The 20,613-nt window shown below is 71.1% G+C and carries 25 protein-coding genes; 10 read left to right on the top strand and 15 right to left on the bottom strand.

Annotated features, from left to right (window positions below):
* The first annotated feature begins 39 nt into the window (after positions 1-39).
* A complete protein-coding gene (locus ACWCSU_RS40010) occupies positions 40-1,248 on the top strand; it encodes a magnesium transporter MgtE N-terminal domain-containing protein (RefSeq protein ID WP_449941982.1) in 1,209 nt (402 codons plus the stop codon).
* The gene (locus tag ACWCSU_RS40005) at positions 1,238-1,705 is read left to right on the top strand and encodes a DUF1003 domain-containing protein (protein WP_357704284.1); all 468 of its coding nucleotides are present in this window, start codon (positions 1,238-1,240) and stop codon (positions 1,703-1,705) included. Before ACWCSU_RS40010 ends, ACWCSU_RS40005 begins: the two co-directional genes overlap by 11 nt.
* On the opposite strand, the gene ACWCSU_RS40000 is transcribed toward ACWCSU_RS40005, so the two are convergent.
* On the bottom strand, positions 1,689-2,150 hold the full coding sequence (locus tag ACWCSU_RS40000) for a MarR family winged helix-turn-helix transcriptional regulator (RefSeq protein ID WP_357704282.1): 462 nt from the start codon (positions 2,148-2,150) through the stop codon (positions 1,689-1,691). The two genes, ACWCSU_RS40005 and ACWCSU_RS40000, sit on opposite strands and share 17 nt — an antisense overlap.
* 172 nt (positions 2,151-2,322) lie before the next feature.
* On the opposite strand from ACWCSU_RS40000, the gene ACWCSU_RS39995 reads away from it, so the two are divergent.
* Positions 2,323-3,462, top strand: a complete 1,140-nt coding sequence (locus tag ACWCSU_RS39995; protein WP_357704280.1) for an Mrp/NBP35 family ATP-binding protein — start codon at positions 2,323-2,325, stop codon at positions 3,460-3,462.
* Positions 3,463-3,527: 65 nt separating this feature from the next.
* Here the strand turns inward: ACWCSU_RS39995 and ACWCSU_RS39990 are convergent, their stop codons facing one another.
* The 4 genes from ACWCSU_RS39990 to sigE form a co-directional block, all read right to left on the bottom strand.
* Positions 3,528-3,893, bottom strand: a complete 366-nt coding sequence (locus ACWCSU_RS39990) for a sec-independent translocase (protein ID WP_357704278.1) — start codon at positions 3,891-3,893, stop codon at positions 3,528-3,530.
* A gap of 87 nt (positions 3,894-3,980) precedes the next feature.
* On the bottom strand, positions 3,981-5,654 hold the full coding sequence (locus ACWCSU_RS39985; protein ID WP_357704276.1) for a trypsin-like peptidase domain-containing protein: 1,674 nt from the start codon (positions 5,652-5,654) through the stop codon (positions 3,981-3,983).
* 156 nt (positions 5,655-5,810) lie between these two features.
* Positions 5,811-6,335, bottom strand: a complete 525-nt coding sequence (locus tag ACWCSU_RS39980; protein ID WP_449941981.1) for an anti-sigma factor family protein — start codon at positions 6,333-6,335, stop codon at positions 5,811-5,813.
* Position 6,336: 1 nt separating this feature from the next.
* Positions 6,337-6,969, bottom strand: coding sequence for an RNA polymerase sigma factor SigE (sigE, locus tag ACWCSU_RS39975; protein ID WP_357704272.1), 633 nt, complete (start codon positions 6,967-6,969; stop codon positions 6,337-6,339).
* 161 nt (positions 6,970-7,130) lie between these two features.
* Between sigE and ACWCSU_RS39970 the strand changes: the two genes are divergently transcribed.
* Positions 7,131-7,769 carry an O-methyltransferase gene (locus tag ACWCSU_RS39970; protein WP_357704270.1) on the top strand — a complete coding sequence of 213 codons (639 nt, stop codon included), beginning with the start codon at positions 7,131-7,133 and terminating at the stop codon, positions 7,767-7,769.
* Here the strand turns inward: ACWCSU_RS39970 and ACWCSU_RS39965 are convergent.
* Positions 7,763-9,181, bottom strand: a complete 1,419-nt coding sequence (locus ACWCSU_RS39965; RefSeq protein WP_449941980.1) for a leucyl aminopeptidase — start codon at positions 9,179-9,181, stop codon at positions 7,763-7,765. The two genes, ACWCSU_RS39970 and ACWCSU_RS39965, sit on opposite strands and share 7 nt — an antisense overlap.
* 75 nt (positions 9,182-9,256) lie before the next feature.
* The gene (locus ACWCSU_RS39960; RefSeq protein WP_020545024.1) at positions 9,257-9,424 is read right to left on the bottom strand and encodes a DUF3117 domain-containing protein; all 168 of its coding nucleotides are present in this window, start codon (positions 9,422-9,424) and stop codon (positions 9,257-9,259) included.
* 159 nt (positions 9,425-9,583) lie between these two features.
* Between ACWCSU_RS39960 and ACWCSU_RS39955 the strand changes: the two genes are divergently transcribed.
* Both ACWCSU_RS39955 and ACWCSU_RS39950 read left to right on the top strand, forming a co-directional pair.
* Complete coding sequence (locus ACWCSU_RS39955; RefSeq protein WP_357704266.1) at positions 9,584-10,381, top strand: PaaX family transcriptional regulator; 798 nt, start codon at positions 9,584-9,586, stop codon at positions 10,379-10,381.
* 11 nt (positions 10,382-10,392) lie between these two features.
* A complete protein-coding gene (locus tag ACWCSU_RS39950) occupies positions 10,393-11,154 on the top strand; it encodes an enoyl-CoA hydratase-related protein (protein ID WP_364098796.1) in 762 nt (253 codons plus the stop codon).
* A gap of 67 nt (positions 11,155-11,221) precedes the next feature.
* Here ACWCSU_RS39950 and ACWCSU_RS39945 read toward each other — a convergent pair whose 3' ends face one another.
* Entirely contained in the window at positions 11,222-11,767 is a 546-nt protein-coding gene (locus tag ACWCSU_RS39945) for a DNA-3-methyladenine glycosylase I (RefSeq protein WP_357704264.1), read from the bottom strand.
* Between ACWCSU_RS39945 and ACWCSU_RS39940 the strand changes: the two genes are divergently transcribed.
* Positions 11,705-12,082, top strand: a complete 378-nt coding sequence (locus ACWCSU_RS39940; protein WP_449942018.1) for a pentapeptide repeat-containing protein — start codon at positions 11,705-11,707, stop codon at positions 12,080-12,082. The genes ACWCSU_RS39945 and ACWCSU_RS39940 overlap by 63 nt on opposite strands.
* A 389-nt stretch (positions 12,083-12,471) precedes the next feature.
* Here the strand turns inward: ACWCSU_RS39940 and ACWCSU_RS39935 are convergent, their stop codons facing one another.
* The 4 genes from ACWCSU_RS39935 to ACWCSU_RS39920 form a co-directional block, all read right to left on the bottom strand.
* Positions 12,472-13,056, bottom strand: coding sequence for an LOG family protein (locus ACWCSU_RS39935; RefSeq protein ID WP_364098720.1), 585 nt, complete (start codon positions 13,054-13,056; stop codon positions 12,472-12,474).
* Positions 13,057-13,067: 11 nt separating this feature from the next.
* Positions 13,068-13,868: an LOG family protein gene (locus ACWCSU_RS39930; RefSeq protein WP_449941979.1), complete on the bottom strand. Its 801-nt coding sequence runs from the start codon at positions 13,866-13,868 to the stop codon at positions 13,068-13,070.
* A gap of 238 nt (positions 13,869-14,106) precedes the next feature.
* The gene (dapE, locus tag ACWCSU_RS39925) at positions 14,107-15,162 is read right to left on the bottom strand and encodes a succinyl-diaminopimelate desuccinylase (RefSeq protein ID WP_397038583.1); all 1,056 of its coding nucleotides are present in this window, start codon (positions 15,160-15,162) and stop codon (positions 14,107-14,109) included.
* Positions 15,162-15,980, bottom strand: coding sequence for a 2,3,4,5-tetrahydropyridine-2,6-dicarboxylate N-succinyltransferase (locus tag ACWCSU_RS39920; protein ID WP_357704255.1), 819 nt, complete (start codon positions 15,978-15,980; stop codon positions 15,162-15,164). The genes dapE and ACWCSU_RS39920 overlap by 1 nt, the downstream gene beginning before the upstream one ends.
* On the opposite strand from ACWCSU_RS39920, the gene ACWCSU_RS39915 reads away from it, so the two are divergent.
* Positions 15,979-16,836, top strand: coding sequence for a hypothetical protein (locus ACWCSU_RS39915; protein WP_357704253.1), 858 nt, complete (start codon positions 15,979-15,981; stop codon positions 16,834-16,836). The genes ACWCSU_RS39920 and ACWCSU_RS39915 overlap by 2 nt on opposite strands.
* 18 nt (positions 16,837-16,854) lie before the next feature.
* Here ACWCSU_RS39915 and ACWCSU_RS39910 read toward each other — a convergent pair whose 3' ends face one another.
* The 3 genes from ACWCSU_RS39910 to fdxA all read right to left on the bottom strand — a co-directional run bounded on the left by ACWCSU_RS39910 (position 16,855) and on the right by fdxA (position 19,094).
* Positions 16,855-17,526 carry a DUF4178 domain-containing protein gene (locus ACWCSU_RS39910; RefSeq protein WP_449941978.1) on the bottom strand — a complete coding sequence of 224 codons (672 nt, stop codon included), beginning with the start codon at positions 17,524-17,526 and terminating at the stop codon, positions 16,855-16,857.
* Between the two features lie 76 nt (positions 17,527-17,602).
* Positions 17,603-18,673 (bottom strand): succinyldiaminopimelate transaminase, encoded by a 1,071-nt coding sequence (gene dapC / locus ACWCSU_RS39905; protein WP_397038580.1) that lies wholly within the window; start codon positions 18,671-18,673, stop codon positions 17,603-17,605.
* Positions 18,674-18,767: 94 nt separating this feature from the next.
* Entirely contained in the window at positions 18,768-19,094 is a 327-nt protein-coding gene (fdxA, locus tag ACWCSU_RS39900; protein WP_106240826.1) for a ferredoxin, read from the bottom strand.
* A 106-nt stretch (positions 19,095-19,200) separates the two neighbouring features.
* Between fdxA and ACWCSU_RS39895 the strand changes: the two genes are divergently transcribed.
* Positions 19,201-19,431 carry a putative acetyltransferase gene (locus tag ACWCSU_RS39895; protein ID WP_357704246.1) on the top strand — a complete coding sequence of 77 codons (231 nt, stop codon included), beginning with the start codon at positions 19,201-19,203 and terminating at the stop codon, positions 19,429-19,431.
* Between the two features lie 17 nt (positions 19,432-19,448).
* A complete protein-coding gene (locus tag ACWCSU_RS39890; RefSeq protein WP_357704245.1) occupies positions 19,449-20,522 on the top strand; it encodes an ABC transporter substrate-binding protein in 1,074 nt (357 codons plus the stop codon).
* The last annotated feature ends 91 nt before the right edge of the window (positions 20,523-20,613 follow it).

Raw genomic sequence — 20,613 nt, 5'->3', positions numbered from 1 at the left:
ACCGGGGCGCAACGGCGTCCCACTGTTAGCCTGGCCCTCGTGAAGATCTTCGTGGCCCGGCTGGCGGGGACCCCCGTCTTCGACCCCACGGGCGATCAGATCGGCCGGGTGCGCGACGTCGTGGTGGGCCTGCGCCTCACCGGGAATCCCCAGGTCCACGGGATGGTCGTCGAGGTGCAGCCGCGCCGCCGGGTGTTCCTGCCGATCACCCGCGTGCGCCGCATCGAGGCGGGCGCGGTCGTCTTCACCGGACGGCTGAACATGCGCAGGTTCGAGCAGCGCGCCACCGAGACCCTGGTCATCGGCGAGATGCTCGACCTGTCCGTGAGCGTCGGCGACGAGCCCATGACCGTCTACGACGTCGCCATGGAGGAGCCCCTGCCCTCCCGCTGGGAGATCACCAAGGTCGCGCTCTTCAAGGGCCGCCGGCGCGAGCCCAGGACGGTCGACTGGAACGAGGTGTCCGGCTTCGACACCCTGCAGAAGGACCAGGGCGCGGCCGGCCTGATCGCCGCGTTCGAGTCGCTGCGCGCCGCCGACATGGCCAGCGCCCTGCACGAGCTGCCCAGCAAGCGGCGCATCGAGATCGCCCGCGAGCTCGCCGACGACCGCCTGGCCGACGTGCTGGAGGAGCTGCCGCCCGACGACCAGATCGGCATCCTCGGCACCCTCGAACCCGAGCGGGCCGCCGACGTCCTGGAGGAGATGAGCCCCGACGACGCCGCCGACCTGCTGCACGACCTGCCTGAGGACCAGGCGGCCAGGCTGCTGGCGCTCATGGAGCCCGGCGAGGCGGCCCCGGTGCGGCGGCTGCTGACCTACGCCGACGACACCGCGGGCGGCGTGATGACCAGCGAACCGGTCATCCTGCCGCCCAACGCGACGGTGGCCGAGGCGCTGGCCCACATCCGCCAGCAGGACCTGCCGCCCGCCGTCGCCGCCCAGGTCTACGTGACCAGGCCGCCCACCGAGACGCCGACCGGCACGTACCTGGGGGTCTCGCACTTCCAGCGGCTGCTGCGCGAGCCGCCCTCGACGCTGCTCGGCCGCGTGCTCGACCCCTCGCTCGACCCGATCAGGCCCGACTTCACCCTGCGCCAGGTCCACGCCTTCCTCGCCAACTACAACCTGGTCGCCGCGCCGGTCGTGGACGAGCTGGGCAGGCTGGTCGGCGCGGTGACCGTCGACGACGTCCTCGACCACCTGCTTCCCGACGACTGGCGCGAGGGGGCCCACCGTGACCATTGACCGGCTCGACCAGCCTCGGGCGCTGCGCCGATCGCTGCGCCCGCACTACGACCCCGAGGCGTTCGGCCGCCTGTCCGAGCGCATCGCCCGCTTCCTCGGCACGGCCCGGTTCATCGTCTACATGACGGTGTTCGTAGCGATCTGGGTGATCTGGAACGTCGCCGCCCCTCCGGCGCTCAAGTGGGACCCGTACCCGTTCATCTTCCTCACGCTGATGTTGTCGCTCCAGGCCAGCTACGCCGCGCCGCTCATCCTGCTCGCCCAGAACCGCCAGGACGACCGCGACCGCATCCAGTACGAGCAGGACCGCGAGTCCGCCGACCGCAACCAGGCCGAGATCGAGTACCTCACCCGCGAGATCGCCGGCCTGCGCCTGGCCCTGAACGAGGTCGCCACCCGCGACTACCTGCGCGCCGAGCTCGGCCGGCTGCTGGAGGAGCTCAACAAGCGTCAGTGACGTCGAGCCGGGCCAGCAGCGCCCGCACCTCGCCGACGTCGCCCCCGCCCAGCAGGTCGAGGAACTGGCTCTTGACCCCGCGCAGGTAGGTGGGCGTGGCCTCGGCCAGCCGCGCGGCCCCCGGCTCGGTCAGCACCGCGAACAGCCCGCGGGCGTCGTCGGAGCACGCCTCCCGGCCGACCAGCCCGTGCCGCTGCAACCGGTCGATCAGCCGGGTCAGCCCGCTGCGCGTGAGCAGGACGCGGTCGGCCAGGTCGTTCATCCGCAGCCGCCGCCCCGGCGCCTCGGCCAGCTGCGCCAGCACCTCGTACGACGCCAGCGGCAGCCCGTGGGCCACGAGCAGCTCGGCCTCCAGGCGGCGGGCGATGCGCACCTGGGCCCGCTGCAACATCCGCCAGACCGCCAGTTCCTCGGCGGTGAGCCCCTCGTCGCGCAGAAGAGTCACGCAGTAACCTTAGACGTTGTTGCACAGACATCTAACAGCCACCCAAACAGCGCGGATTAACTCAGCGGCTCCCCGGGTTCATACCATGGAGGGGCATTTTCCGCTGGCTCCCAGCGCCTGTCACACATAGACCGACTAAGGAGGGACGGCACTCCCTCGTGCCGAGACTTCGATGGCACCAACCCAGGAACAGGTGACGGCCGCCCTCGCCACCGTCATCGACCCCGAGATCCGTCGCCCGATCACGGACCTCGACATGGTCAAGAACATCGAGATCGCCCCCGACGGCGCGGTCCGGGTGGGCGTCTACCTCACCGTGTCAGGCTGTCCGATGAAGGACACCATCACCCGCGACGTGAAGACGGCGGTCGGCAAGGTCGGCGGCGTGACGGACGTCCAGATCGAGCTCGACGTCATGAGCACCGAGCAGCGCAAGACCCTCCAGACCAAGCTGAGGGGCGACCGGGGGCCGGAGAAGGAGATCCCCTTCAACCAGCCCGGCTCGCTGACCCGCGTCTTCGCCGTCGCGAGCGGCAAGGGCGGCGTGGGCAAGTCGTCGGTCACCGTCAACCTGGCCGCCGCGATGGCCTCCAGCGGCCTCAAGGTCGGCATCGTCGACGCCGACATCTACGGTCACAGCATCCCTCGCATGCTGGGCGCCGCCGAGCGGCCCACCAAGGTCGAGGACATGATCATGCCGCCGTCGGCGCATGACATCAAGGTCATCTCGGTCGGCATGTTCAAGCCCGAGGGCAACACGCCGGTCGTGTGGCGCGGGCCGATGCTCGACCGGGCGCTCCACCAGTTCCTGGCCGACGTCTACTGGGGCGACCTCGACGTCCTGCTGCTCGACCTGCCGCCGGGCACCGGCGACATCGCCATCTCGGTGGCGCAGCGGCTGCCGTCGGCGGAGATCCTGGTGGTGACCACGCCGCAGCAGGCCGCCGCCGAGGTGGCCGAGCGGGCCGGTTCGATCGCCGCCCAGACCCACCAGCAGATCGCCGGCGTCATCGAGAACATGTCGTGGCTGCCCTGCCCCCACTGCGACGAGCGGGTGGCCGTGTTCGGCGAGGGCGGCGGCCAGACCGTCGCCGACGCCCTGACCCGTACGCTGGGCGCCCGCGTCCCGCTGCTCGGCCAGGTGCCGATCGACCTGCGCCTGCGCGAGGGCGGCGACGAGGGCAAGCCGCTGGTGCTGACCGACCCCGACTCGCCCGCCGCCGCGGAGCTGCGGAAGATCGCCGCCGGTCTGAGCAAGCGCTCCTCCAGCATCAAGGGCATGCAGCTGGGCCTCTCGCCCAACCGCTCCTGACCCAGAACGCCGACGGGCCCGCTCAGCTTTCGCTGAGCGGGCCCGTCCCGCGTCTGCAGGGTGTGTCAGGTGGCCTCGGAGTCGTAGGGGGGCAACTCGCCAACGGCGAGCTCCGACGGCGGCTCAGGCGCGTCGTAGGCCCCCACACCGGCCGGCTCCAGGTCTTTGGACCGGCCGTTCCAGTCGTCCTCAAGGTCGTCGAGAAGGTGCTTGCGGACGAAGTTCTTCGGGTTGAGGTCGGCGGGGTCGAAGTTCTGGAACTCCGGCCCGAGACCCGCCCTCAGGTCGTCGCGCGCGTTGTTGGCCATGCGCCGCAGGTTGCGCAGTGTCTTGCCCGCCTGCGAGGCGGCCTGCGGCAACTTGTCAGGACCGAAGACCAGGAGCGCGATGACGATCAGCGCTCCGACCTCCATCCACCCGAGTCCGAACACCGTACGCTCCTACCCGCAGTCCACAATCCTCTCCACAGACTAAGGGCTCCAGCCCGTGGCCGGACCGTCCCCCCTGGGTCATATCACTCAGGACGGGGTGGGGGCCGGCAGGTCGTCGGCGACGATGGTGAGGGTGGCGGTGCGCTCCTGGCCGGCACGCTGGTACTTGACGGTGAGCTTGGCGCCCGGCGCCTTGCTGCGGATCAGGGCGATCAGCTCGTTGCCGTCCTGCAACGCCAGCCCGTCGACCTCCAGGATGACGTCGCCCGCCTTCAGCCCGGCCTTGTCGGCGGGACCGTTGGCGTCGACCGGCTGGCGGCCCTCGGCGGGCTCGGAGGCGATGCGCACGCCCTGGCCCTTGTAGTCCTTGTCCAGCACGATCCCGATCTTCGGACGCTTGGCCTTGCCCGTGGTGATCAGTTCCTCGGCCACGCGCCGCGTCTGGTTCACCGGGATCGCGAAGCCCAGGCCGATGCTGCCGCTCTGGCTGTTCACCGAACGGCTGAGGGTGGCGATGGCCGAGTTCACCCCGACCACCTCGCCCCGGCCGTTCACCAGCGGGCCGCCGGAGTTGCCGGGGTTGATGGCGGCGTCGGTCTGGATGGCGCTGATGTAGGCGGGCTCCTCGGTGGCGGCGCCCGTCTCGTCGCCGGCGATGACCGGACGGTTGAGCGAGCTGACGATGCCCGTGGTGACCGTGCCGCTGAGGCCGAGCGGCGAGCCGATGGCGATCACCGGGTCGCCCACCACGACCTGGTCGGAGTTGCCGAGGGTGATCTCCGGCGTGCCGAAGGTCTCCTCGGGCTTGACCACGGCCAGGTCGGAGCCGGGGTCGCGGCCGACGATGCGGCCCGCGGTGGTCTTGCGGTTGTTGAACATGATCTTGATCTCGCCGCCCTTGGCGGCCATGGCGACCACATGGTTGTTGGTCACCACGTAGCCGTTCTTGATCAGGAACCCGGAGCCGGAGGCGCCCTCGGTGTTGGCACCGTTGCCGACCTCCAGCGAGACGACGCTCGGCAGCACCCGCGCGGCCACGCCGGCCACCGAGTCGGGCGCCCTGTTGGTCGCGCCCGTCGGGGCGGGGCCGAGGCTGTAGGAGGGGTCGGTGCCGCTGCTGCCCGACCTGGTCAGCAGGTACGTTCCAAGGCTGCCGAGCACGGAGGCGACCAGGGCGATGGCCACGGCGATCGCGATCAGCGCGCCGGGGTTGAGCCCGCGCCTGGGCAGCGCGCCCGCGCCGGGCCCGGCCGGCGGCGGCGCCCATCCCGGGCCCATGCCCAGGGCCTGACGAGGCGGCGGCGGCTGGTGACCGCCGTACGCGCCCATGAAGGGTGGCGGTTGCATCGGCCGCGGCCCGGTCTCGGCCGGCCCGAAGGACGGGTTCTCGTAGACCCGCGTGCCGCCGGGGCTCTCGAACCCGCGCGGCCCGCCGGGACTCTCGAAGGACGGCCCCTCGTAGGCCCGCGTGCCCCCCTCATAGGGCGGCACACCCTCAGAACGACCCGACGGCTCGTACGGCGGCACACTCTCGGTACGACTCGACGGCTCGTACGGCGGCACGCCCGCGCTCTCGGAACGGCCCGACGGGTCGCCCCAGGACGCGCCGAACGAGGCGGGCGGGTCCGACCGCGGCTCGGTCGGCTCGGCCTGCTCGGCCCGCTCGCCCGGCTCGTCGGCGGGCAGGAACTCCGGCCGCCCCTGTGGTTCGGGGAAGTCCGACGTCGTGCGTCCTTCGCCCGAACGCGTCTCGTCGGTCATCTACGTCTCACCACTCCTTGCTCGGCCGCCGCAATCTTCGCTCTTGCGGCATACGAGGGTCATAAAAGGCTTTGTTTGCGACAAATCCCGAACCCAGATCGTATGCCCCAAGCATCGTCGACTACGCCACCCGAGTATTCCAGGCGAGCCCCCGATTCAGGGCGTGGCGGTGGGCGGCGCGCTGGTGGCCGGCGACTGCTGGACCCGCCAGAGCTCGACCGGCGGCGACGGGGTGTGGCTCCCCGTGCCCGAGACCGCGAAGAACGTGCCGAGCGCCACGGCGGCGGACACCATGCCCACCGCGACGTAGGCCCCGCGCCGCCTACCGCCCCGACCAGGGCCCGCGGCCCCACCGGTGGCGTCCCTGCGCGGGCGGTTGTCCAGGGGCGCGATGCTGTGGGGCCCAGGAATGGGCACTCCCCCGAACGTACGGGTAGGGAAAGGGCGCTCCCTCGGCGGCAGCGGCCCACCGGGCTCCGCCATGCGCAGCAGCGACATGGTCAGATCGGCCGGCATCGCCGGGCCGTCGAGCGACCGCAGGCGCGACTTCAGCGCCCGCATCGACTCGACCTCGCGCCGGCAGTCAGCACAGAAGGTCAGGTGGGCGAGCGCGCGATCGCGCTCGGTGTGGTTCAGCTCTCCGTCCACGAGCGCGGAGACGCGCTCTCCAAGATGAGCCATATCAGACTTCCTCCCCATTGATCACGGTCGGGGGGAGTTGGGTAGTACGGGGGGCCCGATGGTCGAGCGCCTCCCGCAACTGCGCCCGGCCACGGTGAATACGGCTTCGGACCGTACCCAGCTTGACGCCGAGCGTGGCCGCGATCTCCTCGTAGGACAGACCCTCGATGTCACACAGCACGATCGCGGCCCGGAACTCGGGGGCGAGCGCGTCGAGGGCGGCTTGGATATCGGGCTCCAGGTGGGCGTCGTCGAACGCCTGCGCCGGCGACGGCTCACGGCCGCGCAGCCGCTCGGCGGCGTCGTCGGCCAGCCCCTCGAACCGGATGCGCTGCTTGCGCCGCGCCATGTCGAGGAACAGGTTCGTCGTGATCCGGTGCAGCCATCCCTCGAACGTGCCGGGGGTGTAGCTCGACAGCGACCTGAAGACCCTGACGAAGACCTCCTGCGTGAGGTCCTCGGCATCGTGGACATTGCCGGTAAGCCGGTACGCCAGCCGGTACACACGTGCGGAGTGAGTCCGCACCACTTCCTCCCATGTGGGAGGCGTCCAATCAGACGACACGGGAGTATCCGCCTGGTGGTCGCTTTCGTCCACCAGCACTCCTCTCTCTGGGACCACCGCTACCGTCATAGTGCCTGGTTTCGTCCCTTCGTGCGCACTGCCTGCCTTCCGGACCGGCAAAGCCCGTTTAAACCTGCAACGCCTTCGGACCGTCCTGAGTTCCCGTCCCGGCGTGACTCCCCTAGGCTGCGATCGGTGACCAATCGCACGAAAGCGGGGGGAGGAGGCCGATGACCAGTCCAGCGGAGGCCACTCTGGCCTATGCGGAGCAGTTCCATCACGAGGACGAGCTCCTGCACGCGGCGCGTCAGCGCGGGCTGGAGATGGGTGCGGTGCCCATCCTTCCCGGGGGCGGGGCCGCGCTCTGCTTCCTCGCCACCGTCGTCAACGCCAAGTCGGTCGTCGAGATCGGCACCGGCTGCGGCGTCTCGGGGCTGTGGCTGCTGCGCGGCATGCGTGGCGACGGCACGCTGACCAGCGTCGACGTCGAGCCCGAGCACCAGCGCCTGGCCCGGCAGGCGTTCGCGGAGGCGGGCTTCTCCGGCGGGCGGGTGCGGCTGATCTCGGGCCGGGCGCTCGACGTGCTGCCCCGGCTGTCCGACGGCGGCTACGACATGGTCTTCGCCGACGGCGCCAAGCAGGAGTACGTCGACTACCTCGCCGAGGCGGTCCGCCTGCTGCGCGTGGGCGGCGTGGTGGCCTTCGACAACGCGCTGTGGCACGACCGGGTGGCCGACCCCACGCGGCGCGACCCCGACACGGTCTCGCTGCGCGAGCTCGGCAAGCTGGTGCAGGGCGACGACCGGCTGCGCTCGGTGCTGATGCCTCTGGGCGACGGCCTGCTGGCCGCCGTCAAGATCGCTCAGTAGCCCCGGGTCAGCCACTCCAGCAGCACGCGCACGCCGAACCCGGTCGCGCCCTTGGTCAGGACGCCCTCGTCGACCGTGCTGCGGCCGACCCCGGCGATGTCGAGGTGCGCCCACGGACGCTTGCCCGCGAACTCCCGCAGGAACAGCGCCGCCGTGATCGAACCCGCGCCGTAGCGGGACCCGCTCTCGACGTTGGCCAGGTCGGCGATCGACGAGTCGAGGGCCGGGGCGTAGTCGTCGATCAGCGGCATGCGCCAGAGCCGGTCGTCGCTGGCCTGCCCGGCCGCCACGAGCTGGGCGGCCAGGTCTTCGTCGGAGGCGTAGACGGCGCCGACGTTCCGGCCGAGGGCCACCGAGATGGCCCCGGTCAGGGTGGCGATGTCCACGACCGCGTCGGGGTCGAGCTCGGCGTCGGCGTAGGCCAGGGCGTCGGCCAGCACGAGCCGGCCCTCGGCGTCGGTGTTCAGCACCTCGACCGTGCGGCCGCCGTAGTGCCTGATGACGTCGCTGGGACGCTGGGCGGTGCCGGACGGCATGTTCTCGGCGGCGGCGATCAGGCCCGTCACGCGTACGGGGGCGCCCAGCCTGGCCAGCGCGGCGAGCACGGCGATCACCACCGCGCCGCCCGCCATGTCGGTCTTCTGGGTCTTCATGTTCTCGGTCGGCTTGAGCGACAGGCCGCCCGAGTCGAACGTGATGCCCTTGCCCACCAGCACGACGTGCCGCTCGGCCGGCTGCTCGGGGACGTAGGAGAGCTGGATGAGCCGGGGCGGCCGCACCGAGCCGCGCCCGACGGCCAGGATGCCGCCGAATCCCTCGGCCTGGAGCTGCTCCTCGTCCCACACCCGCACCGGCAGGCCCTGCTCGGCGGCGCGCTCGGCGAGCCAGGCGGGATGCTTGACCGAGGAGGGCATGTTGGCCAGGTCGCGGGCCAGCGCGACGGCCTCCGCCACGACCCCGGCCCGCCGGACCTGCTCCTCGTCGGCGCCGGCGAGCTCGATCGCCCGCACGCCCTTCCTGCCCTCTTTGCCGATCTTGAAGGTGTACCCGGCCAGCAGCGCGGCCTCGGCGAACGCGGCGACGTCGCCCTCGGGCGGCACCACGGTCAGCGTGTCGCGGCCCTTGACCTTGCGCGCCAGCGCGGCGCCCGCCCTGCGCAGCGCGCGCGGCGAGCCGTCGCCCACGCCGTAGAGCAGGACGCGCCCGACCCCGCCGGCCCGTGCCACCGGCACCTCGACGATCTCGCCCGCCTCTCCCTTGGCCTCGTAGTGGGCCAGCAGATCGGCGACCGGCAGGTGCAGCTCGGCGTGCGGCTCGACCGCGGGGCGCAGGTCTGAGGCGTAGGGCACGGCCAGCAGCTCGGCACCCTCAGGGACCTCGGCGACCGCGGCGGCGGTGGTCTCGATGGGCACGGAACCCTCCAAACGTCGGCGACCCTGGCGCCGGACTTACGCCAGGGTCGGAGGATCAGGTTGTCTCGGGAGCTCTCAGCCGACGACGTTCTTCAACGCCTCGCCGAGCGCCTTTGCCTCGTCGGCGGAGATCTCCACGACGAGCCGGCCGCCACCTTCGAGAGGGACCCGCATGACTATGCCGCGCCCTTCCTTGGTGACCTCGAGCGGACCATCGCCGGTCCGCGGCTTCATCGCCGCCATGCGTGCATCCCTTCCTGCCTTGGGCTCCCGCGGCCCGCGATTTCCGACCGCCCGAGGGGGTGGTCGGCGCATTCACGTCTTCTGTGATGTCCTATTCTCCCGCATCGAGAGCCCTCATGGGTAACGATCTCCTCCCAGAATGCGTTGTCGAGGCTGGCGATGGCGTCCAAACTGGACTTCGTGCACGCTCGCGCCGCTCTCTTCGACCTGTACGGAGACCACCTGCGCTCGCGCGGCGGACAGGCGACCGTGGCCGCGCTCGTACGGCTCATGAAGCCCCTGGAAATAGCGGCTCCGGCCGTCCGGACGGCGGTCTCGCGGATGGTCCGGCAGGGCTGGCTGCGGCCGCTGCGGCTGCCTCAGGGACCCGGGTACGGCCTCACCCCGAAGTGTGTCAGGCGCCTGGACGAGGCAGCGCTGAGAATTTACCGATCAGGGACACTCGCCTGGCACGGCCGCTGGCACGTGATCGTCTTCGAGCCGGTCAGGGAGCGCCAGCGCCGCGAGCGGATCAGGGCCGACCTCACCTTCCTCGGCTACGCCTGCCTGTCGGAGACGACGTGGATCGGGCCGCGCTCCTCCATCGAGCTGGACAACCTGCTGGAGGGCGAGGGCGTGCGGGCCGACCGGTTCGACGCGGCGCTGGAGGGCGACCCGCGCGAGCTGGTGGCGCGGGCCTGGGATCTGCGGGCCATCGGCGAGGCGTACGAGCACTGGCATGCCGAAGCTGTCACGCTGATCAGCGCGCTGCCCGGGGACGCCCCTCCCGACCGGGTGTTCGCCACCAGGAGCAGACTCGTGCACGGTTGGCGTAACTTCCTGTTCCAGGACCCCGGGCTGCCGGCCGAGCTGTTGCCTCCGGGCTGGCCGGGCGAGAAGGCCCGCACGTTCTTCGAGCAGGAGGCCACCAGGCTGCTGCCCGCAGCCGCCGCGTTCGTCGACAGGGAGCTCATGTGATCCGTTACGACATGGCCGACGCCGTCGCCACCGTCACCCTCGACCGGCCGGAGTCGATGAACTCGCTCACGGCCGAGACCAAGGCCGCGCTGCTGGAGGCGGTGGGCAGGGCGGCGGCCGACCCCGAGGTCAGGGCGGTGCTGCTCACCGGCTCGGGCCGGGCCTTCTGCGCCGGCCAGGACCTGCGCGAGCACGCCGACAACCTGGCCGCCGGCCGCGGCCTGGCCGACACCGTGCGCGAGCACTACAACCCGATCGTCGAGCTGATCGCGACCATGCCCAAACCGGTCGTGGCGGCGGTCAACGGCGTCGCGGCGGGCGCGGGCGCGGCCCTGGCCTTCGCCTGCGACCTGCGGATCGCCTCCGACAAGGCCAAGTTCGCGCTGGCGTTCGCGGGCATCGGGCTGGCCCCCGACTCCGGCGCGTCCTGGACGTTGCAGCGCCTGGTCGGCCGGGGCCGCGCGGCCGAGCTGCTGCTGCTCGGCGAGCCGATCGACGCGGCCACCGCGCTCGGCCTGGGCCTGGTCACCCGCGTGGTCCCCGCCGACGACCTGCCGAAGACCGCCCACGAGCTGGCCGTACGCCTGGCCGCCGGGCCGACCGCGGCCTACGCCGCCACCAAGCGCGCGCTGGCCCACTCCGCCACGCACGCGCTGGCCGACTCCCTGGCGCTGGAGGCCGATCTCCAGGACGCGTGCGTGGCCACCCAGGACCACCAGGACGCCACCCGCGCCTTCCTGGCCAAGGAGCGGCCGGTGTTCAGGGGCCGCTGAGACCCCCCGAGAGGCACGCGGGCAGGCGGCCGGTCAGCCGGGGCGTCATGGGACGGTCTGGTGCTGCTCAGCGGGCCAGGCAGCCCTCGATGTGGTCGTTGACCAACCCGATCGCCTGCATCAGCGCGTACGCGGTGGTCGGGCCGACGAACTTGAACCCGTGCCTGCGCAGTTCCTTGGCCAGGGCCTTGGAGCCAGGGGTGATCGCGGGCACGTCGGCCATCGTCCGGGGCACCGGCGAGTCGGGGTCGGCGAAGCGCCACACCAGCTCCGACAGGCCCTCGGGCAGGTCGAGCGCGGCCCTGGCGTTGCCGATCACGGCCTCGATCTTGGCCCGGTTGCGAACGATGCCGGGGTCGCCGAGCAGCCGTTCGACGTCGTGCTCGGTGTAGGCGGCCACCTTCACGGTGGAGAAGCCGTCGAAGGCGGCGCGGAAGTTCTCCCGTTTGCGCAGGATCGTCAGCCACGACAGGCCCGACTGGAACGCCTCCAGCGCCACACGCTCGAAGACCTCGTCGTCGCCCTTGACCGGGCGGCCCCACTCCTCGTCGTGGTAGGTGATGTACAGCGGGTCGGCCATGCCCGGCCAGGTGCAGCGGATGAGCTCGGTCACGGGCGCTCGTCCTTGTCCTCGTCCTTGCTCAGCGTGGCGGGCACGGACTTGTCGTCGTCCTTCTCGGGCTCGTCCTTCTCGGGCTCGTCCTTCTCGGGCTCGTCCTTCTCGGGCTCGTCCTTCTCGGGCTCGTCCTTCTTCTCCGGGACGCGCCACTCCGGCTCCTCGGACGGGTCGCGCAGCTCCGGCTCGCCCTCCCACTCCACCGACGCGCCGCTCGACGTGACCGGGTCGCCGGACTCCGGCAGCTCCCTGGGCATGGTCGGCGCCTCCGGCTCGTGGTCGGTGCGCAGCCCGGCCCCCGGCGCGGCGTAGATCTCCTGGCGCGCGTGCAGCCGACTGGACAGCAGCTCCGACACCCGCTGCTCCAGCACGGCGATCCTGGTGTCGCGGGCGCTGATGGCCTGGGCGGCCCGGCGCAGGGTCTCGTCGACGCTCTGCGTGTGGTAGCCGACCAGGTTGACCGGCAGTTGGAGCGCCATGAAGTCGACCGCCGTGAGCTGTCCGGCCTCGGGCAGGTCGAGCGGCGGGACGTCCGGCGGGAACTCGGTCAGCTCCCCGCCTCTGCCGAGGGAGACCAGGACCACGCAGGCCAGGATGGCGATCGCGGCGATGGCGAGTATGACCAGCACATTGGCATCGTACTCATATGGTGGAGCGCGTTCAGCGATCTACCACAAGTGTGGGTAATCGGGGCACGCTGGTCAGCCGGTGGCCTCCCCCAGCTCGGCGATGCTCGGACGGACCGGCTGGGGACGCGCTTCGAGGTGCGCGAACGCCTCCTCGACCGTGGTGGTCCAGGAGATCGCGTCGAAGACGTCGGCCCGGGTGAAGCCCTCGGCGTGCATGCCGGAGACGAGCTGCCGCAGCGGCTCGTACAGGCCCCAGGGGTCGAGGATGACCAGGGGACGGTCGTGAATGCCGAGCACCCGCGCCGTCCAGATCTCGAACAGCTCCTCCAGGGTGCCGATGCCGCCGGGCAGCACGAGGAAGGCGTCGGAGCGGGCGTCCATGACGCCCTTGCGCTCGCGCATCCCGGCGGTGACGATCAGCTCGTCGGAGTCGGTGTCGGCCACCTCGACGTCCACCAGCACCTGCGGGATCACGCCGACCGTGACCCCGCCTGCGGCACGGGCGGCGGAGGTGACCGCGCCCATGCACGAGACCGTGGCGCCGCCGCTCACCAGCGTGTGGCCACGCCTGGCGAGCTCGGCGCCCACCTCCGCGGCCAGGTCGACGTACTTCCTGTCGATGCGGAGGCTGGAGGCGCAGAAGACGCAAATGTTCACGGGCCGACAGCCTATTGCGGCTCCGCGGTCTGGGCGGCGGCGGCCTCCAGCTCCTCCTCCCGCTGGCGGGAGCGGGCCCGGTCGGAGTCGGCGATGATCCGCACGGCCTCGTCGGGGTCGTCGGTGACGGAGATCAGGTCGAGGTCCTGGGCGGCGATCTTGCCGGTGCCGAGCAGGGCGCTCTTGATCCAGTCGAGCAGGCCGCCCCAGAACTCCGAGCCCATCAGCACGACCGGGAACGAGGTGACCTTGTGGGTCTGGACCAGCGTCAGCGCCTCGAAGAGCTCGTCGAGCGTGCCGAAGCCGCCGGGCAGGGCGATGAAGCCGCGCGAGTACTTGACGAACATCGTCTTGCGCACGAAGAAGTAGCGGAACTCGATGCCGAGGTCGACGTAGTCGTTCATGCTCTGCTCGAACGGCAGCTCGATGCCGAGCCCGACCGACACCGCGCCCTCGACCTCGGAGGCGCCCCGGTTGGCCGCCTCCATGACGCCCGGCCCGCCGCCCGTGATCACCGCGTAGCCGGACTCGGCCAGCGCCCGGCCGAGCCGCCGGCCCATCTGGTATTCGGGGGTGCCCTCGGGGGTGCGGGCCGAGCCGAAGACCGTGATCGCCGCGGGCAGCTCGGCGAGCTGGCCGAACCCCTCCACGAACTCGGCCTGGATGCGCAGCACCCGCCACGGGTCCATGTGCACCCAGTCGGACGGGCCCTGCCGGTCGAGCAGCCGCTGGTCGTGGGTGGAGCTGGGGACGAGACTCCCGCGCACGACCGCCTGCCCCTGACGGCGTTCGGCTCGTTGCTTGTGTTCCATGCTGGTCACGCTAGTCCTCTCCGTACCGGCCCGCGGCGTCGTTCTCGCCTCCGGCCGCGCACCCCGAAGAGCGCACTTCGAGGATGAACGCCCAGGTCGAAGGCCAGATGAAGGCGCCGAAAAAAACTTGGAAAAAGCAGGGAACCGAATTTCGACCCCCCTGCGTCTAACTGCCGAGGGTGCTGCTCGGGACTGAAAGTGGCTTTCCCCGCCAAATGGCCGGCGAGGAAAGCCACTTTCATTTGGTCAGCCAGTTCAGCAGGGCCCGCTCGCTCTCGACGATCTTCGGCAGCGACACGTACTCGCCCTGCTGGTGCGCCAGGTTGGGGTCGCCGGGACCGTAGTTCACCGCCGGGACGCCGAGCGCGGAGAAGCGGGAGACGTCCGTCCAGCCCAGTTTGGCGCGCGGCGTGCCGCCGACGGCGGCGGTGAAGGCGGCGGCCACGGGATGCGTCAGGCCCGGCCTGGCCCCGGGCGCCGCGTCGAGGAAGCTGACCCGGTAGCCCTCGAACACCTCGCGCACGTGCTGCTCGGCCTGCTCGATCGTCAGGTCGGGGGCGAAGCGGTAGTTGACCGTGACCACGCACTCGTCGGGGATGACGTTGCCCGCCACGCCGCCGCGCACCGCGACCGCGTTGAGCCCCTCGTGGTATTCCAGCCCGTCGACCGTCGGCAGCCGCGCCTCGTAGGCGTTGAGCCTGGCCAGCACCGGCTCGATGCCGTGGACGGCGTTGACGCCGAACCACGACCGCGCGCTGTGGGCGCGCTTGCCGGTGACGGTGACGTCGGCGCGCAGGGTGCCCTGGCAGCCGCCCTCGATCACGCCGTCGGTCGGCTCCATCAGCACCGCGAAGTCGGCCGCCAGCCACTCGGGGTGGTCCCTGGCGACCCTGGTCAGGCCGTTGCGCTCGGCCTCGATCTCCTCGCAGTCGTAGAAGACGTACGTCACGTCGCGGTTGGGGGCCGGGACGGTGGCCGCCAGCCGCAGCGCGACCGCCACGCCCGCCTTCATGTCGGAGGTGCCGCAGCCGTAGAGCAGGTCGCCCTCCACCCGGCTGGGCAGGTTGGCCGCGACCGGGACCGTGTCGAGGTGGCCCGCGATCAGCACCCGCTCGGCCCGGCCCAGGTTCGTGCGGGCGACGACGGTCTCGCCGGAGCGGTCGACCGTCAGGTGCGGCAGCGCGGTGAGCGCCTGCTCGACCGCGTCGGCCAGGGCCTTCTCGCCGCCGCTCACCGACTCGATGTCCACGATCGCGGCGGTCAGCGCGCGTACGTCCTGTGTCAGGTCCAGCATCAGGTGTTCACTCCATGTTCGCGCAGCACCTCGTTGAGTGCCGCCTTGTCGTGCCGCTGCTCGGGCTCCAGACGCTTGATCACCAGCACGCACGGCAGCCCGAACGTGCCGCCGGGGAACTCCTTCTGCCGGGTGCCGCCGACCGCCACGCACCAGTCGGGCACCCTGCCCCGGGCCAGCTCCTCGCCCGTCTGCACGTCGATCACGGGGATCGTGCCGGACAGGATCGTGCCCGCGCCGATCACCGCGCCGCGGCCCACCCGCGCGCCTTCGACGATCATCGAGCGGCTGCCGATGAACGCGTCGTCCTCCACGACGACCGGCACCGCGCCGGGCGGCTCCAGGACGCCGCCGATGCCCACTCCGCCCGACAGGTGCACGTTCTTGCCGATCTGGGCGCATGAGCCCACCGTGGCCCACGTGTCGACCATGGTCCCCGAGTCCACGTACGCGCCGATGTTCGTGAACGACGGCATCAGCACCACCCCCGGCGCCAGGTACGAGCCCCAGCGCGCGATGGCTCCCGGCACCACCCGCACACCCTCGAAGGACGTCTTGAGCGGCACCCTGTCGTGGTGCTGGAAGTCGCCCACCTGGGAACGTGCCATGCCCAGCAGCCGGAAGCTGAGCAGGATGGCGCGCTTGGCCCGCTCGTCGACCACCACCTCGCCGCCCACCAGGCGCGCGACCCTCGCCTCGCCCTTGTCCAGCAGGTCGACGGCGCCGACCACCTCGATGCGCGCCTCCACGTCGGCCGGGGACAGCTCCGCGCGTCGTTCCCACAGCTCGTCCACCACCGGGGACATCACGTGACTCATGGCCACGGAGCTTATCCGGCCAGGTAGGTTCTTCAGGGTGCGCCTGCGCTTCTCCCGTGGAGTCCTGACCATAGCGATCATCGTCGTGATCCTCGCCGTCGGCGTCTCCGTGGGGCTCTATCTCCTGCTCAGGCGGGCCACGCCGCTGGTCCTCCCGGAGGCGTACTGCATGGTGCGCACCCCCGAGGGCGTTCTGTCCCTCGATCCGGAGCAGGCGCAGGTCTCGGCCACCATCGCCGCCGTCGCGGCCCGCCGCCGCCTGCCCGAGCGGGCCGTCGTGATCGCGTACGGCACCGCGCTGCAGGAGTCGAAGCTGCGCAACCTCAACTGGGGCGACCGCGACTCGGTGGGCGTGTTCCAGCAGCGCGAGTCGCAGGGCTGGGGGCGCAAGAAGCAGCTCATGGACCCCGTCTACGCCAGCAACAAGTTCTTCGCCGCGCTGGTCAAGGTCAAGAACTACCGCAAGCTGCCGCTGGCCGAGGCGGCCCAGGAGGTGCAGCGCTCGGCGGGCGGCTACGCGTACGCGCAGCACGAGCAGGACGCCAAGCTCCTGGCCGCCGCCTTCACCGGCCGGGTGCCCAAGGCCGTCCACTGCTGGTACCCGCCGGCCAAGAAGACGCCCGCGCCGCAGGCCAGGACGGCCGAGGCGCGCAAGCAGCTCGCCAGGGCGCTCGGCGACACGGCGATCACGACGAAGAAGCGGGGCTGGCTGGTGGCGTCCTGGTCGGTGGCGTACGCGGAGAAGTACCAGTTGCGGCGCGTCGGCTACAGCGGCGCGACCTGGGTCAACGACGTCGACGCGGACGGCTGGAAGCAGGGCGGCAAGGCCGGCGACGGGGAGGTCGAGCTGTCGTGACCTCCCGTCACGGGGACGTCAGGTGGCGCGGGTGACGATGGTGATCGAGCCCGGCGGCAGGGGCTGGGCGTAGCTGGCGCTCCAGGGGTGGCCCTGGATGCGCTCGAAGGAGAGCAGGCGGCCGTCGGAGGCGTGGTAGTCGGCGAAGTCGAGCAGGCCGCGTTCGGGGTTGCCGGTCTCGCCCTCGCCCCTGAAGGCCGCGGTGCCGCGCTGCACCGGGAAGAACTCGACGCCCTCCATGATCAGCATGCTCTTCGCCGGGACCATGCCCTGCGTGGGCACCTCGGTCCAGAGCAGCACCTCAAGATGGGACGCCTCGCCCGCGGACTTGCCCTCGCGCACCTCGACCGAGAGCCACAGGCGGCGGCGGGCGACGTCGCGCAGCAGGTACTCGATCCACTGGTGGCCCTGCCAGGAGACGTACATCGCGCCGAGCACGCGGTAGGGGGTGCCGTGCACCTCGATCCGGTCGGCGACCTGAATGGTGCGAGGGTCGGCGTAGTCGGTGCCGGCATGCCCGGGGACCTCGACCGGCGCCGGCAGCGGGGTCTCGACCGGGGCGACCTCGACCGGCGGCGGCGCGCTCGCCCGGCCCCTCCTGTCCTGCCGCATGGTGGCCAGGAACGCCCCCAGCAGCAACAGGACGGTGGCGATGCTCAGCCCGAGTACGACCATGGAGGTCATGCTCATCGAATAGCTCGCTCCACTCGCGGTCTGTCTCGGCAGACGCCTTTTTCAATTTGTCCGTGCGCTACGACGGGCGATCCTACTGGAGGCGGCGCACGGCCGCACTGATGCGTTCGTCGGTCGCGGTGACCGCGACGCGGATGTGCCGTTCACCAGCCGATCCGTAGAAGTCTCCCGGCGCGACCAAAATCCCGATTTCGGAAAGCTTACTCACTTGATCCCAGGCGTTCTGCCCATTCGACGCCCATAGGTACAGACCGGCGGTCGAATGGTCGATCGTCCACCCCGCCCGCTCCAGCGCGGGACGCAACGCGGCGCGCCGGGCCGCGTACAGCTCGCGCTGGCGTTCGGCGTGCGTGTCGTCGCCGAGCGCGACCGTCATCGCGTCCTGGACGGGCTTCGGCATGAGCATGCCGGCGTGCTTGCGGGTCTCCAGCAGCCGCTTGACCAGGACGGGGTCGCCCGTCACGAACCCCGCCCGGTAGCCGGCCAGGTTGGAGCGCTTGGAGAGCGAGTGGACGGCGAGCAGCCCCTCGTGGGAGCCCCCGCAGACGTCGGGATGGAGGATGGAGACCGGCCGCTCTTCCCAGCCGAGCTCGATGTAGCACTCGTCGGAGGCCACGACCGTGCCGCGCTCGCGCGCCCAGGAGACCACCTTGCGCAGGTGCTCGGCGGGCAGCACGCGCCCGGTCGGGTTGCCCGGGGAGTTGATCCACAGCAGGTCGACGTGTTCGGGGCCGACCGACAGGGTGCTGTCGGAGGCGGTGGCGGTCGCGCCGGCGAGCCGGGCGCCCACGTCGTAGGTGGGGTAGGCCAGCTCGGGGAAGACCACCCGCCGGGCGCCCAGGTAGGTGGGCAGCCAGGCGACGAACTCCTTGGAGCCGATCAGCGGGAGCACGTCCTGCTGGTCGACCGTGACGCCGTGGCGGCGACGCAGCCAGCCCGCGGCGGCCTCGCGCAGGGCCGGTGTGCCGTGGGTCAGCGGGTAGCCGGGGCTGTTCGCCGACTCGCGCAGAGCCTGCTGGACGGCCTCGGGCACCGGGTCGACGGGCGTGCCGACCGAGAGGTCGACGATGCCGTCGGAGTGCGCGAGGGCGCGTTCCTTGTACGGTTCGAGCCGGTCCCAGGGGAAGTCGGGCAGCTTGTTCACGGTTCTCCAGGGTCGCTCGTGGCCGTACACGCCTGTCGCGCACGCGGGCGCACGGGGCCCGCCCGATGTGGACGGCCCCGGCGCACGCGACTCGCTAGTGGTCCTCGCCCTGCGGCGGCAGCGCGGCCACCACCGGGTGGTCCTTCTCGATCTTGCCGACCTTCGAGGCGCCTCCGGGCGAGCCGAGGTCCTCGAAGAAGTCCACGTTCGCCTTGTAGAAGTCCTTCCACTGCTCGGGAAGGTCGTCCTCGTAGAAGATGGCCTCGACGGGGCACACAGGCTCGCACGCGCCGCAGTCCACGCACTCGTCGGGGTGGATGTAAAGCATGCGCTCGCCCTCGTAGATGCAATCGACGGGGCACTCCTCGATGCACGCCTTGTCCAGGACGTCCACGCAAGGCTGCGCGATGACGTAGGTCACCTCGAGCTCCTTTTTCTCCGCACCATGGCACCGACTCTGACCGCGGTTTGCTACGCCCTAGTATTGCCGTGCTTGCCAGCTGGCCGAAACGGAGGGTGGCAAACTCATGGCCGCACGCCTCGTCGTCGCGATCACAACTCAGGACATAGGCGCACGGATCACCACGCGCAGACGGGTTCCCGGAGGCTTCCGGGACGCTGTGGGCGTACTCGAATCGTGGACCGGCGGCGTGTTGCGCGTTCGCAAGCGGGACGGCACTTTGGTGGACATCGACGAGGAATCGCTGGTCGCGGCCAAGGTCGTTCCGGTCGCGCCTCCTCGACCTCGGGCGAAGTAACGGTAAGTATTCGTTGTGTGACCGTTCGTATCTGCGCCGCCGTAGCAGCCATTCTCGCCAGCGCCGGATGCGGCGCGTCAACGTCCCAGTCCACGTCCGCGGGGGCCAAGGACCTGCCGCCGCTCAACGTCCGGGCCGTCTCGCTGAAGCAGGGCTTCGGCACGATGGAACGCCTGGCCGAGGCCGCCAAGCACGAGGGCCAGCTCACCGTGATCGCCCTGCCGCACGACTGGGTGAACTACGGCGAGATCCTCGACACCTTCTCCGACAAGTACGGCATCAAGGTCAACGAGCTGGAACCGGGCGCGAGCAGCAAGCGTGAGCTCGACGCCGCCGCCCAGCTCAAGCCGGACGTGTTCGATCTCACCCTGGACATGGCCGTCTACGGGGCCGACCAGTTCGCGCCGTACAAGGTGACGGGCTGGCAGGACCTGCCCGACCACGTCAAGGACCCCAAGGGCGCCTGGTACGGCGCCTACGGCAGCTACATGTCCATCGGCTACGACCCGCGCGAGGTCAAGGCCCCGGCCTCCTTCGCCGACCTGCTCAAGCCCGGCTACCGCGTCGCGCTCGACGGCGACCCGCTGCGTTCGGCGGCGGCGTTCGGCGGCGTGATGGCCGCGTCCATGAAGGCCGGGTCCGCGCCGGACGCCCGGCAGGGGGTGGACCTGTTCGCCAAGCTCAAGCAGGCCGGGCAGCTCGTCGAACCGGCCAAGGCGAACGTGATCATCGACTGGGACCACCTCAACGCGACCCGCAGCGCCGACCACGCCGACTCCTGGGAGGTGACGATCCCGCGGGACGCGCCGTTCGGCGGGTACCACGTCCAGGCGATCAGCAAGACCGCTCCTCATCCGGCCGCCGCGCGGCTGTGGCAGGAGTTCCTGTTCTCCGACGAGGGCCAGAACCTGCTCCAGAAGGGCTACGCCCGTCCGGCGCGCGGCGAGGCCATGCTCATGAAGGGCAAGCTCGACGCCGAGCAGGCCGCCCGGCTGCCCAAGGCCGCCGGGCCTCCCGTGCTCATGACGATCCCGCAGACGGACGCGGCAAAGGCGTACCTCAAGCGGGAATGGAGCAAGAGCGTGGGATGAGTCCGTTGTGACTTGATATGTCGTAGAGGCGATCAGGCTCTAAAGTGAACGGACAGCACGGCCACGGGGGCCCGATGTCTGACGAATGTGA

The organism is Nonomuraea sp. NPDC001699 (assembly GCF_053596455.1).
This window is presented reverse-complemented; position numbering and strand designations above follow the sequence as displayed.